Source organism: Nocardioides sp. W7, from assembly GCF_022919075.1.
Lineage (GTDB): Bacteria > Actinomycetota > Actinomycetes > Propionibacteriales > Nocardioidaceae > Nocardioides.
This window is the reverse complement of record NZ_CP095078.1, coordinates 545,138-559,202: the sequence shown is the minus strand read 5'-3', so window position 1 is coordinate 559,202 and position 14,065 is coordinate 545,138. Positions and strand designations below refer to the sequence as shown.

Below are 14,065 nucleotides of genomic sequence, written 5' to 3'. Positions count from 1 at the left end.
GGTCATCCACTTCTGCTGACTCGGCCGTCCGAGCGGGTCAGGTGTGGAGCGCGGCCCAGGTCAGGCAGGCGACCGAGGCGGTGGAGGTGAGGGTGCGCAGAACGTTCCAGCGCCGCCAGGCGGACTCGAAGTCGGCCCGCACCGCGGCCAGGTCGCGGATCGAGCCGACCGGGCCGGCGGCGTCGAGAGCGTTGTTGAGTGGGACGTTGAGGGCGCCGGTGATCACCACGGTCGCGACCGCGAGGCCGGCGCCGGCGAGCACCCAGGTCCGGGCCGTCCCGCCGGTGGCGAGGACCGCGAGCCCGGCGGCGACCGGGGCGCCGAGGAAGCTGGCCAGGAAGACCGGGTTCACGATGGCGACGTTCATCTGTTGCATGGCGTGCACGAACGTGCGGTCGTCGACCCGGCCGAGGCCGGGCATCACGCCGCTCGCCCAGGTGTAGTAGGTGCCGGCCTGCAGGCCGCCCAGCACGACGGCGGCGGTCAGGAGCGGTCCGCGGAGGGAGTCGAGGGTCTCGGTCATGGGACCAGCCTGGATCCGGGGAGCGAGACGATCCATCGCTGTGGGTGCCGAATTCATACGCCATCGTCTACGTTGACGAGATGGACGGCCTCGCTGCGCTGCTCGACGGCCCCCGCGCCCGGGGTGCGTTCCTGGTCCGCGTCCTGCTGGAGGCGCCCTGGGCAGTCCGGCTGGAGGACGAGTCGCCGCTGTCGGTCACGGCCGTGGTGCGGGGGCAGGCGTGGGCGGTCCCGGACCGCGGCCCCGCCGTACGCCTCGAGGCCGGCGACGTCGCGATCGCCCGGGGCCCCGACCACTGGAGCGTCGTCGACACCCCGGGTGCGGACCCGTTCGCGGTGATCATGCCGGGACAGATCTGCGTGACGCCGGACGGTCGCGAGCTCGCCGAGGAGCTGCACCAAGGGGTGCGCAGCTGGGGCAACAGTGCGGTGGGCGAGACGGTGCTGCTCACCGGCGCGTACCTGCTGGAGGGCGAGGTCAGCGGCCGGCTGCTCCGGGCCCTGCCGCCGCTGCTGGTGCTGCGCGCCGACGAGCTCGACTCGCCGCTGGTGGCGCTGCTGGGCGACGAGATCGTCAAGGACGCCCCGGGACAGGACGCGGTCCTCGATCGGCTGCTCGACCTGCTGCTGATCGCGGTGCTGCGGGCGTGGTTCGACCGGCCCGACGCCGAGCCGCCGGGGTGGTACGTCGGCCAGGGCGACCCGGTCGTCGGTCCCGCGCTGCGGCTGCTCCAGCATCACCCGGAGCGGTCCTGGACCGTGGCCGAGCTGGCCGCGGCGGGCGGGGTCTCGCGGGCGGCGTTCGCGCGACGGTTCGCGGCGGTGGTCGGCGTACCCCCGATGGCCTTCCTGACCGAGTGGCGCCTCGCCCTCGCCGCCGACCTGCTGCTCGACCCGGACGCGACGGTGGCCGAGGTGGCGCGGCAGGTGGGGTACGGCACGCCGTTCGCGCTGTCGACCGCGTTCAAGCGGGCACGCGGGGTGAGTCCGCGCGAGCACCGGCGTCAGGCCGCGCGGGTCCCGGGCTCGAACGTCGCGGCGACCGCCTCGAACACGTCGCAGTAGTCGGCGTAGTCCTCCCGGGCCACCGTGCCGGTCAGGGTGATGCCGGTGCGCCCGACCAGCCACGACCACTGCTCGCTGACCAGCTCGGCCAGGCCGAGCCGGTGCGCGAACCGCGCGTAGACCACCGGCCGGCCCTCCAGCTCGAACGCGTCCTCGTCCTCGAGGTCGAAACCGTCGAGCCGGTGGCCGAGCTCGGCGTGCGCCGCCCGCCGCCACTCGTTCAGCCCCTCGTCCACCGGCGTGCAGCGGAGCACCAGCTCGGGCGGGGTGCCGCTCGGAGGTACGCCGCCCGCCCGGGCGTGCACCAGCACCCCGTGGTCGGGATCCGAGCGCCGCCGCCAGCGGGGCGGGAGGGCGATGGTCAGGTCCAGGAGTCTCGTCATGCCCGAGCAGCATCGCCGTACCCCGGGGGCCGGCAAACCGTGGTGCCGGGCGGCTGTGGAGAAGGGGGTCGGGAGCCCGGCGCGTGAGGAAACTCCCCGGCCCGGCCCGCCGCAGCAAGGCCCTCAGCGGATCGTGCCCACCCCCGGCACCAGCGGCAGATCCAACGCGGTGACCCAGCCGGGCGGCAGGTCGTTGACGGCGGGTACGGCGTTGAGCGCGCGCAGGCCGGTCGCCAGGCAGCCGGCGACGGCGGGGGAGCGGCCGGAGCCGTCGGTGAACCGGAACGCCGTCTCCTGGCTGATCGACGGCGACCCGACGATGTCGACGCGGTAGACGTCGTCGGCGGAGCCGGCCGGCCACTCGGGGGCGGCGTCGAGACCGATCCGGTTGACGTGCTCGAGGGTGATCACCTCGCGGCCGTCGTACACGCCGTTGATGGTGAAGCGGATCGCGGCGACGTCGCCGGCGGAGATGACGCCTTTCGCCGTCTTCCGGTCGGTGGGCGTCACCCACTTCTCCCAGGTCGTGGTGATGTCGTCGAGCTCGATGCCGGCGGCGTGCGCGATCATCGGCACCGTCGCGCCCCACGCCATCACCAGGAGGTCGGGGATCTCGAGGAGGGGCTTGAAGGAGGGCGGGCGGCCGATCCCCATCTCGTCCTCGTAGTCACCCTCGTAGTCGGTGTAGTCCAGCAGCTCCGAGGCCCGCACCGAGTCGACCCGGCCGCACAGCCCCATCAGGGTCAGCGGGAACAGGTCGTTGGCGAAGCCGGGATCGATGCCGGTGGTGAAGCAGGACGAGCCGCCCTCCTCGCACGCCGCGGTGATCGGGTCGATCCAGGGCGCCGGGTTCTGCTTCATCTGCGGCCACACCCAGGGCGTCATCGCCGTCGAGCAGACGTCGATCCCGGCGCGCAGGAACGCCGACATCACCCGGATGTTCTCGTCGGCGTGCTGGGCCGTCGGGCCGTAGTGGACCAGCGCGTCCGGGCGCAGTGCGACCAGCGACTCGACGGAGTCCGTGGCGAGTACGCCGGTCGCCGGCAGCCCACAGATCTCGCCCGCGTCACGACCGACCTTGGCGGGGTTCGAGACGCCGACGCCGACCAGCTCGAAGAGCGGGTGGTCGACGATCTCCGCGATCACCATCTTGCCGACGACGCCGGTGCCCCAGACGACGACCCGCTTCGGCGTCATCGGTCGAACGCCTCTCGCACCTGGGTCTCGCTCAGCCCGTAGTCGTCGAGGGAGTAGCGGTGCGACGGCGCCGCCTTGCCCTCGCGGGCCTCGCGGTCGATGGCGGTGATCGCGGCCTCGGCCTCGGGGGTCCAGTCCAGCCCGAACTGCTCGTAGATCCCCCGCGTCACCCCGAGCGGGTCGGCGCGCAGGTCCGAGAACGCCACGTCCGCGAACTGGTCCGGGGAGTACGACGGCCGCGCGTCGTGGAAGGCGTGGAAGGAGCGCGACCACAGGTCGAGCTGGGTCCGGCCGACGACGTCGCCGACGTACGTCGTGCTGTGGCCCGCGGTGGTCTCCGCCGACAGCGAGCAGGACGAGGCGATGCAGACCACCGGGTCGCGGTGGGTGTAGACGACCAGCGCGTCGGGATAGACCGCCATCAGGGCGTCGAGCGCGGTCATGTGCGAGGGGTTCTTCAGCACCCAGCGCTTCTCGGGGTCGTTGAGCCCGACCAGCTGGAGGTTCTCCTTGTGCCGGGCGTAGGCGTCGGTCCAGTCCTGCTCGGCCAGCCACTCGGTGTAGCGGGGGATGTTGGCCAGCGACTCGTACGAGTTGGACTTCCCGGTCTGGCGCAGCAGCCGCCAGCACTCCTCGACGGTCGTGGCATCCATGTAGTGGATCCCCATGAACTCCGGCGACTCGGTGTGGTGCGCTGCGAACGCCTGCTGCATGGCGGTGAAGATCGGGTCGCTCTCCCAGGTCTCGCGCGGGGGCCGCGGCTGGGGGTACTGGGTCAGCCACATCTCCAGCCCCTGCGAGATCGGGTCGGCGTGCAGCAGCCGGTGCAGTGCCGTCGTCCCCGTGCGCGGCAGGCCCATCAGGAAGATCGGCCGCTCGATGGGTACGTCGCGGTGCTCGGGGCGCTCGGTGAACCGGGCCTGGGTGAGCAGCCGGCCGACCAGCGCCCCCTTGACCTCGGAGCGCTGGAAGTAGTTGCCCAGCGGGGTGAGGCCGGCCTCGGGGGAGGCGAGGTCCTCGGCCAGCAGCCGGAGTCCCTCCTCGTGGTCGGTGCCCCCGAAGTCGCTCAGGCCGGTGCTGCGCTGCGCGGCCGCCACGATGTCGTCGTACGAACCGACGTCGGGGCGCGTGCGCACCATGATGTTGTCGCTCATCGTCAGTCGTGGAACTCGCCGCAGTCGACGGTCAGCATCTGCCCCGTCACCGCCGAGGCCAGGTCGGAGGCGAGGAACAGCGTCGAGCGGGCGATCTCCTCCGACGAGGCGAGCCGCCGGAGGTCGGTCGGGGCGGCCTTCTCGGCGTACACCTCTTCGTGCGTCTTGTCCTCGACCGCGGCGAGGTAGTCGAAGTAGCCGCGGTTGACGTCCTCGTAGATGTACGACGGGGCGACGCTGTTGACCCGGATGCCGCGGGGGCCGAGCTCGGTCGCGAGCGAGGAGGCGAGGTGCGCGAGCGCGCCCTTGGAGAGCTTGTAGCCGGCGTACTCGGGCTGCGACGAGAACGAGACGCAGGAGTTCAGCATGATGATCGAGCCCTTGCTCTCCGCGAGCGCGTCGGCGAACAGTGCCGAGAGTCGCAGCGGGGCGAAGACGTTGGTCTCGTTGACCTTCGCGAGCTTGCGCGGGTCGATCTGGGTGATCGGGTCCATCGGCGGGATCGTGAACGCGTTGTTGATGACGCAGTCGACGCGGCCGAACGCCTCGAGGGTCTTGTCGCGCAGGTTCACCCGCGAGTCCTCGTCGGTCACGTCGGTGACCACGCTGACGACCTTGACCCCGTGGCCCTCGAGGTCCGCCTGGAGCTCGAGGAGGCGGGACTCGGTGCGACTGGCGATCACCAGGTCGGCGCCCATCTTGGCGGCCTCGTCGGCCAGGGACCGGCCCAGGCCGGGGCCGATGCCGGAGATGACGACGACCTTGCCCTTCAGCAGGGGTACGGCGGTGTAGCGCTCCTCGATCGAGGTGTCGTGGGCTTCGGCGTATCCGGGCTCGCTCAAGAGATCATCCTTCGGGCAACGGAGCGCTGACGCGCGGCGATCCGCGCGGCGTACTCCTCGGTGGTGACGGGGGAGAAGTGAGGGAGCCGGTCGGCCACCTCGGCGAGCTTGCAGATCTCGACCACGGGGCCGTCCTCGGGGCCGAGGTCGCGATCCAGGCGCTGCCAGCGCAGCATCATGGCGCCGGTGCGGTGGCCGAGGGCCTCCAGCCAGTTGGCGACCCCAGGGTTGCCCTCGGAGATCACGAACCGCATCTTGCCGTCGGGGTCGGTGACCGCCTGCGCCTTGGTCAGCGAGGTCTGGTGGGTCTCGTAGTCGGTCGAGGCGTACCAGTCTGAGCCGATCTGGATGGCCTGGTAGGCGCAGTCGGTGCACTCCGGGACCGTCACGATCATCGCCTCGTCCTCGGCGAGCTCGTAGTGGCCGATCGAGGAGCGCTGCGAGGCCAGGCCACCGGGGGTGGACTGAGGGACGGTGAGAGTGTTGACCGGCTCCTTGTACTGGAAGAACTGGGGGAATGCGAACCACGTGTGGATCGAGCCGACCAGCGACCGGGCGGCCACGTCGTACTTCTTCGCGAGCGTCGCCTGCGAGAACGGCTTGGCCGGCTTGCCGAGGGTGTCGGGCCGCTCGATGGTGATCGTGCCGCGCTCCTCGGTGTCCCAGTCGTTGAAGACCTCGCGCACGATCAGCGTCTTCGCGCCCGGCTCGGCGACGTAGGTGAACTCGAAGTTGCCGTCGGCGTCCTTCTCCAGCTCCCGGTCGTCGAAGGCCATCAGGCTGGTGGCCGCCGAGTCGGCGGAGTACGACCCGCCCATCACCTGGAAGGACAGGTCGGCGCTGGTGCCGCGGCGGCCACGGACGACGTACTCGACCCCCTCGCGGAGGTAGGCGTTGAAGTAGATCGCGTCGGGGTTGTCGAGGCCCTGCCGGGAGAACTGGTGGGTCGGGTTGATGAAGATCGGCCGGTCCAGGTCGTAGTCGAAGGCCATCTGCATGGCCATCCGGATCCGGCCGGCGAGGTAGTCGTAGCCCTCCAGTCGGTCGGCCTCGGTCCGGATGAACGGCGCGTTCGCGATCAGCTCCTCGGCCTCCGCGATCGCGTCCTGGAGCGGCTTGGTGAGGTTGAGGCTCTCGCTCATCGGTTCACCTTGCTGATGATGTTCTCGGCGTACTGCTCGAGGTGCTTGATCTTGGTCTCCAGCGGCTCGGTGTCGGGGCCTTTGACGTAGGGCACCCGGAAGCCGACGATGCAGTCGGTGACGCCCTTGTCCTCGAGGCGCTTGATGCCGTCGAGGTCGTAGGCGTCGTACGAGATCACGTGCACCTCGAAGTCGTCGCGGGTGTCGCCCTCCTCGGCGCGGATCTCGGCGAGCCGCTTCAGCAGCCGGTCGAGCTCCTCGCCGTCGCCGCCGGCGTGCATCCAGCCGTCGCCCTTGCGTACGGCGCGGCGCAGGGCGGCGTCGACGTGCCCGCCCACGAGCAGCGGGATCTTCTCGGTCGCGCCGGGGGACTGCTTGAGCGAGTCGATCTCGTAGAACTCACCGGAGTAGCTGAAGAACTCGCCGGTGGTCAGCCCGCGCAGGATGTCCATGCACTCGTCCATCCGCTTGCCGCGCCGCGCCCAGGAGACGCCGAGGTTCGCGAAGTCCTCGGGCCACGGCGAGATGCCGACGCCGAGGCCGAGCCGGTTGCCGGAGAGGAACGCCAGCGAGGAGGCCTGCTTGGCGACCAGCACGGGCGGGCGGACGGGGAGCTTGATGACGAACGGGGTCAGCCGCAGCGTCGTGGTCACGGCGAACAGGTGCGCGCACAGCACCATCGCCTCGATGAACTCCTTGCCGTCGAGGAACTCCCGGTCGCCGGTGTCGGTGTAGGGGTACTTCGAGTCGGAGGTCTCGGGGTAGATCAGGCTGTCGGCCACCGTCATGCTGGTGTAGCCGGCGGCTTCGGCAGCCTGGGCGAGCGGGGCGTAGTACGTCGCCTGGGTCATCGCCTCGGCGTAGGTGAATCGCATAAGTCCGAACACTAGAACGTGTTTCAGTTATCTGCCAGAGTTCGGACCGTGGACCTCCAGGAGATCAGTGACCGGCTCGAGATCACCCAAGTATTGATCCGCTATACGCGCGCGATCGATACCGATGACTGGGACGGCCTCGACACGGTGTTCACGCCCGACGCGGCCATCGACTACACCGAGTCCGGCGGCATCTCGGCGTCGTACGCCGAGGTCAAGCCGTGGCTGGCCGAGGTGCTGCCGGTCTTCTTCCCGAAGCGGATGCACGGCCTCCAGCAGGTCGACATCGCGCTCGACGGCGACGAGGCCACGGTGGACGCCTACTTCCACAATCCCATGCCGCTCAGTGGGCCGGACGCCGGCGGCAAGGTGGCCGAGTTCGGCGGGATCTACCACCACGCGATGGTGCGGACGCCCGACGGCTGGCGCAGCCGGCAGCTGCACGAGGAGATCGTCTGGAAGCGGACGATCTAGTGGGCCTGCCGGAGCAGCGTCCCGACGGGCTCGACTCCCCGTGGACCGTCACGGTCATCAAGTACATGGCCAAGGCCCAGGTCGCGGTCTTCCGCGCCACCAACGGCCGGGTCGGCAACAAGTGGCGCGTCGGCGCCGGGTGGAAGAAGCCGGTCCCGACGCTGCTGCTCGACCACGTCGGCCGCAAGTCCGGCCGGCCGTTCACCACCCCGCTGCTCTACCTGCGCGACGGCGCGGACCTGGTCGTCGTCGCCTCCCAGGGCGGGCTGCCGAAGAACCCGCAGTGGTACCCCAACCTGCTGGCGGCACCCGACACCGTCGTGCACCTGCCCGGTGAGAAGCGGGCGGTCCGTGCCCGCACCGCCGGACCCGAGGAGCGGGCGTTGCTCTGGCCGCGGCTGGTCGACCTCTACGCCGACTTCGAGAAGTACGCCGCCTGGACCGACCGCGAGATCCCCGTGGTGGTGCTCGAGCCCCGGTAGCGGCTTTGGTCCGCTGGGTCGCGTGCCCGACAATGGCGACGTACGCCAACCGCACGACGACCCGGGAGTGACCGCACGTGGCCGAAGGAGAGGGACGTCCCGTCCTGACGGGTCTGGCCGCGCTGGTCGGAGTGGCCGTGGTCGTCGGTCTGGTGCTCGGCGGCGGTGCGCTCGCCGCCACCCAGGTGCTCGGCCTGGGCGAGGACTCGGGCTCCTCGGAGAGCACGTCGGCCGAGTCGCTCTACCTGCCGACACCGTCGAAGACGCCCGACTCGAACGACCCGGCGTTCACGCTCGCCCCGGGCAGGGAGACGACGGCGGCCGAGAGCCCCGCGGCCTCGGAGACCCCTGCCGACGAGATCGTCCTCACCCTCGGCCAGCCCCAGGTCGGGGCGATGCAGAACGTCGACCTCACCGGTGTCTACCCCGGTGGGGAGGGCGCGATCCTGCAGGTCGAGCGGCTGGCGGGAGAGGAGTGGGTCGAGTTCCCGGTCACGGCGTCGGTGAGCGACGAGACGTTCTCGACGTACGTCCAGACCGGTCAGCTCGGTGAGAACCAGTTCCGCATGAAGGACACCGACAGCGGCAAGGTCTCCAACGCCGTGACGGTCACGATCGGCTGATCGCCGACGCGCGACCGGGGCGCCTCACGCGACCGGCACTCGCTCCCGGGCCTGCTGCCGATCCTGCTGCTCCTGCTCCTGCTCCTCGACGGCCGCGCCGGCCGTCCTGCCGAGCCGTCGCCGGACAGCGGCGAGGACGGCGGGCTGACCCGCGACCACGCCCAGCAGGACCAGGAACATCCCGCCGGCCTGGGTCGGCCCGAACGCCTCGCCCGCGAGCGCCACGCCGACGATCGTGCCCGCGACCGGGTTGAGCAGGCCGACGAGGGAGACCGCGGCGGCCGGCAGCTCGCGGAGTCCGCGGAACCACATCACGTTCGCCAGCACCGTGGCGATCAGGCCGATGAACAGGAAGCCGCCGACCGCGCGGGCGTCGATCGGCGGCGGGGCGCCCTCGACGATCAGGGCGACCGGCAGCAGGGCCAGCCCGCCCGCGACCAGCTGCCAGCCGGTGAGGGTGAGCAGGTCGACCGGGACGTGCCAGCGCTTGATCAGCACGTAGCCCAGGGAGGACATCGCGACCGCCCCGAGCGAGGCGGCCACCCCGATCGGGTCCGCGGTGAAGCCGGCACGGAGCACCAGCAGTGCGACGCCGGCGGCGCCGACCGCGGCGCCGGCCAGCGAGGCGACGTGCGGGCGCTCGCGCACCAGCAGCCACGCGAGCAGCATGATCGCGATCGGCGACGTGGCCGTGAGCGTGGCGGCCAGGCCGCCGGGGAGTCGGTACGCCGCGACGAAGATCAGCACGAAGAAGGCCCCGACGTTGAGCACGCCGAGGACCGCCGCGCGCCACCACCAGTCGCCGGTGGGCAGTCGGGGCCGGAACGCGAGCAGCAGCAGCCCGAACGGGAGCGCCCGCACCATCGCGCCGAACAGCGGACGGTCCGGCGGCAGGAACGTCTCCGTCACGTAGTAGCCCGTGCCCCAGGCGATCGGGGCGATCGCGGTGGTGGCGAGGATCCGCCAATTCGTTTCCATGGAAAACAGAATAGTTTCCAGGTCAGATATATTCCGCATCGTGACGACGGAACCGGGCCACGAGCCGGACCATGTGGCGGTCGTGATGTCTCAGTGGGCCGTCGAGCGTCCCGACCTGGACGTCTCCCCGCAGGGCGTGATCGCGCGCCTGCACCGGGTCGCCAACCGGCTGACCGAGGAGCTGGTCGCGGTGTACGCCGAGTTCGGGCTCGGCGAGGGGGAGTTCGACGTGCTCGCGACGCTGCGGCGTACGGGACCGCCGTACGAGCTGACGCCCAGCGCGCTGGTCGCCGGCACCATGGTCACCTCGGGCGCGATCACCAAGCGGGTGGACCGCTGCGTGCAGCAGGGCTGGGTGACCCGGCGGGTCAGCGACCACGACGGCCGGGGCCGGGTGATCGCGCTGACCCCTGCGGGCCGGGAGCTGATGGACCGGGCCTTCGAGGCGCACATCGCCAACGAGCACCGCCTGGTCGACCTGCTCCCCGCCCGCGACCGGGAGACCCTCGCCCGGATCCTGGAGTCCTGGGGCCGCACCCTCGGCTGACCCGAAATCGCCGAGTCGGCGTGAGTTTGGCGCCGAGTCGGCGCAAACTCGCGCCGACTCGGCGGAGGGGGGTGGGTCAGGGGAGGTAGTCGAAGGTGTCCGGGTTGGGGCCGGTGCGGCCGTCCTCGCCCTGGTCGAGGGCGGCGATGGTGGCGACCTCCTCGACGGTGAGGGTGAAGTCGAAGATGTCGAAGTTCTCGCGCATCCGCTCCTCGCGCATCGACTTCGGGAAGACGATGTCGCCGCGCTCCAGGTGCCAGCGCAGGGTGACCTGCGAGGGCGTCTTGCCGTGGGCGGCGGCGATCTTGCCGATCACCGGGTCGTCGAGGACGGCGCCCTGGGCGATCGGGGACCAGGCCTCGACCTCGACGCCGTGGCGGATCGAGGCGGCCCGGGCGTCCTCGTTGGTGAAGTAGGGGTGCACCTCGATCTGGTTCACGACCGGGACCACGCCGGTCTCGGCGACGATCCGGTCGAGGTGCTCGGGCTGGAAGTTCGAGACACCCACGGAGGTCGCGCGGCCGTCGGCCACGAACTCGGCCAGGGTCCGCCAGGTCGAGACGTAGTCGCCGTCGTACAGCGTCGGCAGCGGCCAGTGGATGAGGAACAGGTCGATCCGGTCGAGCCCGAGCTTGGTCAGGGTCTCGTCGAAGGCCCGCCGGGCGTCGTCGGGGCGGTGGACCCCGTTGTTCAGCTTGCTGGTGACGTACAGCTCGTCGCGGGCGATCCCGGAGGCCTTGATCGCCTCGCCGACGCCCTGCTCGTTCTGGTACATCTGCGCGGTGTCGAGGTGGCGGTAGCCGACCTCGAGCGCCGTGCTCACCGTCTCGGCGGTCTGCTCGGGCGGGACCTGGTAGGTGCCGAAGCCGAGCTGCGGGATGGTCGTCTGGTCGTTCAGGGTGATGGTCGGAACGCTCATACAGACCGGAAGCCCGTCGCCGTTCAGAACATTCCACTGGGGCGGACTTGCGAGAATGCTCACGTGACCGATCCGAACGAGCTGCCGCACTACACCGAGTACGACACCCGACTCGCGGCGTACGCCGTCATCCGCGACGAGGGCCGGATCCTGCTGGCCCTGTGGAACGAGGGCGACCAGCGCCGCTGGGCGCTGCCGGGCGGTGGGGTCGAGCTGGCCGAGACCGTCGAGGAGGGGGTCGTCCGCGAGGTCCACGAGGAGACGGGGTACGACGTCCGTCTCGACGGTCTGCTCGGTGTCGACACCGCCGTCTTCGGGCCGACGCGGCGCGCGAACGGGACGGACCGGGCGCTGAAGGCGGTCCGGGTCGTCTTCGCGGCCACGATCACCGGCGGCGAGCTGACCCACGAGGTCGACGGCACCACCGACGAGGCCCGCTGGTTCCCGATCGACGAGGTCCCCGGGCTGCCGCGGGTCTCCCTGGTCGACGTGGCGCTGTCCTACCTCGACGGTCACTGACGTGCGCGCGGCCGTCGAGGTTCTGCTGCTCACCCTGACGGCCTGCACGAGCGCGTCGGCGCCGGAGGTGGAGCCGACGGGGTCCACTCCCTCCAGCGCGTCGTCCGAGCCGGCGCCCTCCGAACCGGCGCCCTCCGAACCGGCCCTGCCCGACCCGGTGCTCGCTGTCGTCGGGCACGCGACCGAGCCGCAGCTGGAGCTGTCCCGGGCGGCGTACCGGCGCATCGTCGACGGCGACCTCGACCGCTGGCGCGGACGGGACGTCGTCGCGGGGATCCGGGACGTCGAGCGCCGGCCGGGCGCGATCGCGGTCGTGCCGCTCGACGAGGTCGGTCCGACGGTGGTGGCGGCCCGGGTGGCGGGCGTCGACCCGGTGCGCGACGACCCGCGCGCGGTCGAGCTGGTCGTCGGCGGCGACCTGATGCTGGTGCGCGGCGTGCCCTCCGCGGCCGGCGCGCTCCGACCGCTGGCACGCCGGCTGCGGTCGGCGGACCTGGCCGTCGCCAACCTGGAGAGCACGCTGTCGCGCGACGGGGCGCCGACCCAGGGCGGGGACTCGTTCGGGGCCACGCCCGCGCTGCTCGGGCCGATACGCCGGGCCGGCCTCGACGTGCTGTCGCTGGCCAACAACCACGCCGGCGACTACGGCCCGCGGGCCCTGGTGGAGACCGTCGACGTCCTCGCGGACAGTCCCGTCGTGCCGGTCGGGGCGGGACGCGACCTGGCCGCGGCGAGCCGGCCGGCGTACGTCGAGCGCGGCGGGGTGCGCTTCGCGTTCGTCGCCTTCAACGCGATCGGCGAGACCCCGCGCGCGACCCGCACCGAGCCCGGCGCGCTGTCGGTGCGGATGCCGCCGCGCACCGGTCCGCTCGTCGCCGCCGACCTGCGCCACGTCGCCGCCGTCGTACGACGGGCCGCGCGGCGCGCCGACGTCGTGGTGGTGCTGCCGCACTGGGGCACGCAGTACACCCACGAGCCGGAAGACATCCAGCGGGTCGTCGGGCGGCGCCTGGTCCGCGCCGGCGCCGACCTGGTCGTCGGCGGGCACCCGCACTGGGTGCAGGGCGTGGACGCGGTCGACGGCGTACCGGTCCTGCACTCGCTGGGCAACCTGGTCTTCGACATGGGTCCCGCCCGCTTCCCGGTCCAGGCCCGCGAGGGGGTGCTGCTGGAGGCGACCTTCTGGGGTGCGGAGCTGAGGGCGGTGCGGCTGGCGCCGTACCGGATGGACCCGACGACGTACGCGCCCCGGCTGCTCGGCGGCCCGGACGCGGCCGGCGTGCTCGCCGACGTCTGGGGAGCCAGCACCGGTCCGTACGCGCGCCGGTAGGCGGGTCCGTAGGTCGGCCGCAGTAGTTTCGGCTCGTGATCGAGCTGAGCAAGGGCCAGGAGTGGACGCTCGCGACCGAGTCCGGCGAGCCGGTGACCCGGCTGCGGCTGGGCCTGGGCTGGGACCAGGAGCGCAACGCGGGCCCCGCCGGTGCCAAGCGCGACGTCGACCTGGACGCCTCGGTCGTCCAGTTCATGGGCGAGCAGCTCTTCGACCTGGCGTTCTACAACAACCTCGCCACCCGCGACGGGTCGGTGGTGCACCAGGGCGACAACCGCAGCGGCAGCGGCGACGGCGACGACGAGGTGATCGCGGTCGACCTGGCGAAGGTCTACGCGAAGGTCGAGACCATCGTCCTCCTGGTCAGCAGCTACCAGGGCCACACTCTGGACTGGATCGCCAACGCCTACTGCCGGATCGTCGACGACGCCACCGACACCGAGCTCGCGCGATTCACGCTGACCGCCGGCGTGCCCCAGACCGGGCTGGCAATGGCCACGATCTTCCGCGACGGCTCTGGCTCCGGCTGGCGGCTGCGCGCCATCGGCGAGGGGATCGCGGTCACCGTGCCGGCCAAGTCGGTCGGTGCCCTCCGCCCGTACCTCCGCAGCACCCGCCAGCCCGACGGCCGCGACGTCGCCACCCTCGTCGGCCTCGACGTCGCCGAGGCCACCCGCCTCGCCACCGAGGCCGGCTGGCACGTGCGCGCGCACCCGCTCGACGCGATGCTCACGATGGACTTCCGGCCCGATCGGGTGAATCTTGCGCACGATGCGTCCGGGCGGGTGGTCAGCGCGCGCGTGGGGTGAGGGGCTTGTGGGGCTCGGTCTGCAGGCTCGCTCGCGTGTGCGTTCCCTATCGCCCACTATGACGCGACGGCGCGCTTCCCGTTCTCGGTTTGCGTCCGCTCGAATGGAGCTACTTCGGGAGTACTCGAACTGTTGAGCCACCGATGGTTCCAGCTGAGTTGTGGCAGGAATTCACCAATGGGGGCGGCACGACGTCACAACTCA

Annotated in this window: 17 protein-coding genes; 8 read left to right on the top strand and 9 right to left on the bottom strand. The window is 71.5% G+C overall.

The genetic code is table 11. The features are described 5' to 3' along the window. Positions 1 to 37: 37 nt before the first annotated feature. Positions 38 to 523 (bottom strand): anthrone oxygenase family protein, encoded by a 486-nt coding sequence (locus MUB56_RS02705; RefSeq protein WP_244930379.1) that lies wholly within the window; start codon positions 521 to 523, stop codon positions 38 to 40. 80 nt (positions 524 to 603) lie between these two features. Between MUB56_RS02705 and MUB56_RS02700 the strand changes: the two genes are divergently transcribed. Next, positions 604 to 1,587, top strand: a complete 984-nt coding sequence (locus tag MUB56_RS02700) for an AraC family transcriptional regulator (RefSeq protein ID WP_244930378.1) — start codon at positions 604 to 606, stop codon at positions 1,585 to 1,587. Here MUB56_RS02700 and MUB56_RS02695 read toward each other — a convergent pair. The 6 genes from MUB56_RS02695 to MUB56_RS02670 form a co-directional block, all read right to left on the bottom strand. Beyond that, positions 1,527 to 1,970, bottom strand: a complete 444-nt coding sequence (locus tag MUB56_RS02695; protein ID WP_244930377.1) for a hypothetical protein — start codon at positions 1,968 to 1,970, stop codon at positions 1,527 to 1,529. The two genes, MUB56_RS02700 and MUB56_RS02695, sit on opposite strands and share 61 nt — an antisense overlap. A 123-nt stretch (positions 1,971 to 2,093) precedes the next feature. Continuing rightward, positions 2,094 to 3,167, bottom strand: coding sequence for a diacylglycerol kinase (locus MUB56_RS02690; RefSeq protein WP_244930376.1), 1,074 nt, complete (start codon positions 3,165 to 3,167; stop codon positions 2,094 to 2,096). Then, entirely contained in the window at positions 3,164 to 4,321 is a 1,158-nt protein-coding gene (locus tag MUB56_RS02685) for a sulfotransferase (protein ID WP_244930375.1), read from the bottom strand. Before MUB56_RS02685 ends, MUB56_RS02690 begins: the two co-directional genes overlap by 4 nt. Positions 4,322 to 4,323: 2 nt before the next feature. Then, complete coding sequence (locus tag MUB56_RS02680) at positions 4,324 to 5,163, bottom strand: SDR family oxidoreductase (protein WP_244930374.1); 840 nt, start codon at positions 5,161 to 5,163, stop codon at positions 4,324 to 4,326. After that, positions 5,160 to 6,305: a hypothetical protein gene (locus MUB56_RS02675; RefSeq protein WP_244930373.1), complete on the bottom strand. Its 1,146-nt coding sequence runs from the start codon at positions 6,303 to 6,305 to the stop codon at positions 5,160 to 5,162. The genes MUB56_RS02680 and MUB56_RS02675 overlap by 4 nt, the downstream gene beginning before the upstream one ends. Next, positions 6,302 to 7,180, bottom strand: a complete 879-nt coding sequence (locus tag MUB56_RS02670) for a TIGR03619 family F420-dependent LLM class oxidoreductase (protein ID WP_244930372.1) — start codon at positions 7,178 to 7,180, stop codon at positions 6,302 to 6,304. Before MUB56_RS02670 ends, MUB56_RS02675 begins: the two co-directional genes overlap by 4 nt. 48 nt (positions 7,181 to 7,228) lie before the next feature. Between MUB56_RS02670 and MUB56_RS02665 the strand changes: the two genes are divergently transcribed. The 3 genes from MUB56_RS02665 (at position 7,229) to MUB56_RS02655 (ending at position 8,759) form a co-directional block, all read left to right on the top strand. Then, positions 7,229 to 7,654, top strand: coding sequence for a nuclear transport factor 2 family protein (locus tag MUB56_RS02665; protein ID WP_244930371.1), 426 nt, complete (start codon positions 7,229 to 7,231; stop codon positions 7,652 to 7,654). After that, positions 7,654 to 8,136 carry a nitroreductase family deazaflavin-dependent oxidoreductase gene (locus tag MUB56_RS02660; protein ID WP_244930370.1) on the top strand — a complete coding sequence of 161 codons (483 nt, stop codon included), beginning with the start codon at positions 7,654 to 7,656 and terminating at the stop codon, positions 8,134 to 8,136. Before MUB56_RS02665 ends, MUB56_RS02660 begins: the two co-directional genes overlap by 1 nt. A 77-nt stretch (positions 8,137 to 8,213) precedes the next feature. Then, on the top strand, positions 8,214 to 8,759 hold the full coding sequence (locus MUB56_RS02655; RefSeq protein ID WP_244930369.1) for a hypothetical protein: 546 nt from the start codon (positions 8,214 to 8,216) through the stop codon (positions 8,757 to 8,759). 24 nt (positions 8,760 to 8,783) lie between these two features. Here the strand turns inward: MUB56_RS02655 and MUB56_RS02650 are convergent, their stop codons facing one another. Then, positions 8,784 to 9,737, bottom strand: coding sequence for an EamA family transporter (locus tag MUB56_RS02650; RefSeq protein WP_244930368.1), 954 nt, complete (start codon positions 9,735 to 9,737; stop codon positions 8,784 to 8,786). 40 nt (positions 9,738 to 9,777) lie between these two features. On the opposite strand from MUB56_RS02650, the gene MUB56_RS02645 reads away from it, so the two are divergent. Continuing rightward, complete coding sequence (locus tag MUB56_RS02645) at positions 9,778 to 10,284, top strand: MarR family winged helix-turn-helix transcriptional regulator (protein ID WP_244930367.1); 507 nt, start codon at positions 9,778 to 9,780, stop codon at positions 10,282 to 10,284. Between the two features lie 76 nt (positions 10,285 to 10,360). Here the strand turns inward: MUB56_RS02645 and MUB56_RS02640 are convergent, their stop codons facing one another. Then, positions 10,361 to 11,203, bottom strand: a complete 843-nt coding sequence (locus MUB56_RS02640) for an aldo/keto reductase (protein ID WP_244930366.1) — start codon at positions 11,201 to 11,203, stop codon at positions 10,361 to 10,363. Positions 11,204 to 11,266: 63 nt separating this feature from the next. Here MUB56_RS02640 and MUB56_RS02635 point away from each other — a divergent pair, with 63 nt between their 5' ends. From MUB56_RS02635 to MUB56_RS02625, 3 genes are read left to right on the top strand one after another with little or no spacing between them, the layout of a single operon-like run. After that, on the top strand, positions 11,267 to 11,722 hold the full coding sequence (locus MUB56_RS02635) for an NUDIX domain-containing protein (RefSeq protein WP_244930365.1): 456 nt from the start codon (positions 11,267 to 11,269) through the stop codon (positions 11,720 to 11,722). 1 nt (position 11,723) lies between these two features. Beyond that, positions 11,724 to 13,052 carry a CapA family protein gene (locus MUB56_RS02630; protein WP_244930364.1) on the top strand — a complete coding sequence of 443 codons (1,329 nt, stop codon included), beginning with the start codon at positions 11,724 to 11,726 and terminating at the stop codon, positions 13,050 to 13,052. Positions 13,053 to 13,087: 35 nt separating this feature from the next. After that, a complete protein-coding gene (locus tag MUB56_RS02625) occupies positions 13,088 to 13,861 on the top strand; it encodes a TerD family protein (protein WP_244930363.1) in 774 nt (257 codons plus the stop codon). Positions 13,862 to 14,065 lie beyond the last annotated feature (204 nt).

Bases quoted from the DNA above. Each gene is read 5' to 3' on its own strand.
- MUB56_RS02705 (WP_244930379.1), bottom strand. From the start codon at position 523: ATGACCGAGACCCTCGACTCCCTCCGCGGACCGCTCCTGACCGCCGCC.
- MUB56_RS02700 (WP_244930378.1), top strand. From the start codon at position 604: ATGGACGGCCTCGCTGCGCTGCTCGACGGCCCCCGCGCCCGGGGTGCG.
- MUB56_RS02695 (WP_244930377.1), bottom strand. From the start codon at position 1,970: ATGACGAGACTCCTGGACCTGACCATCGCCCTCCCGCCCCGCTGGCGG.
- MUB56_RS02690 (WP_244930376.1), bottom strand. From the start codon at position 3,167: ATGACGCCGAAGCGGGTCGTCGTCTGGGGCACCGGCGTCGTCGGCAAG.
- MUB56_RS02685 (WP_244930375.1), bottom strand. From the start codon at position 4,321: ATGAGCGACAACATCATGGTGCGCACGCGCCCCGACGTCGGTTCGTAC.
- MUB56_RS02675 (WP_244930373.1), bottom strand. From the start codon at position 6,305: ATGAGCGAGAGCCTCAACCTCACCAAGCCGCTCCAGGACGCGATCGCG.
- MUB56_RS02670 (WP_244930372.1), bottom strand. From the start codon at position 7,180: ATGCGATTCACCTACGCCGAGGCGATGACCCAGGCGACGTACTACGCC.
- MUB56_RS02650 (WP_244930368.1), bottom strand. From the start codon at position 9,737: ATGGAAACGAATTGGCGGATCCTCGCCACCACCGCGATCGCCCCGATC.
- MUB56_RS02640 (WP_244930366.1), bottom strand. From the start codon at position 11,203: ATGAGCGTTCCGACCATCACCCTGAACGACCAGACGACCATCCCGCAG.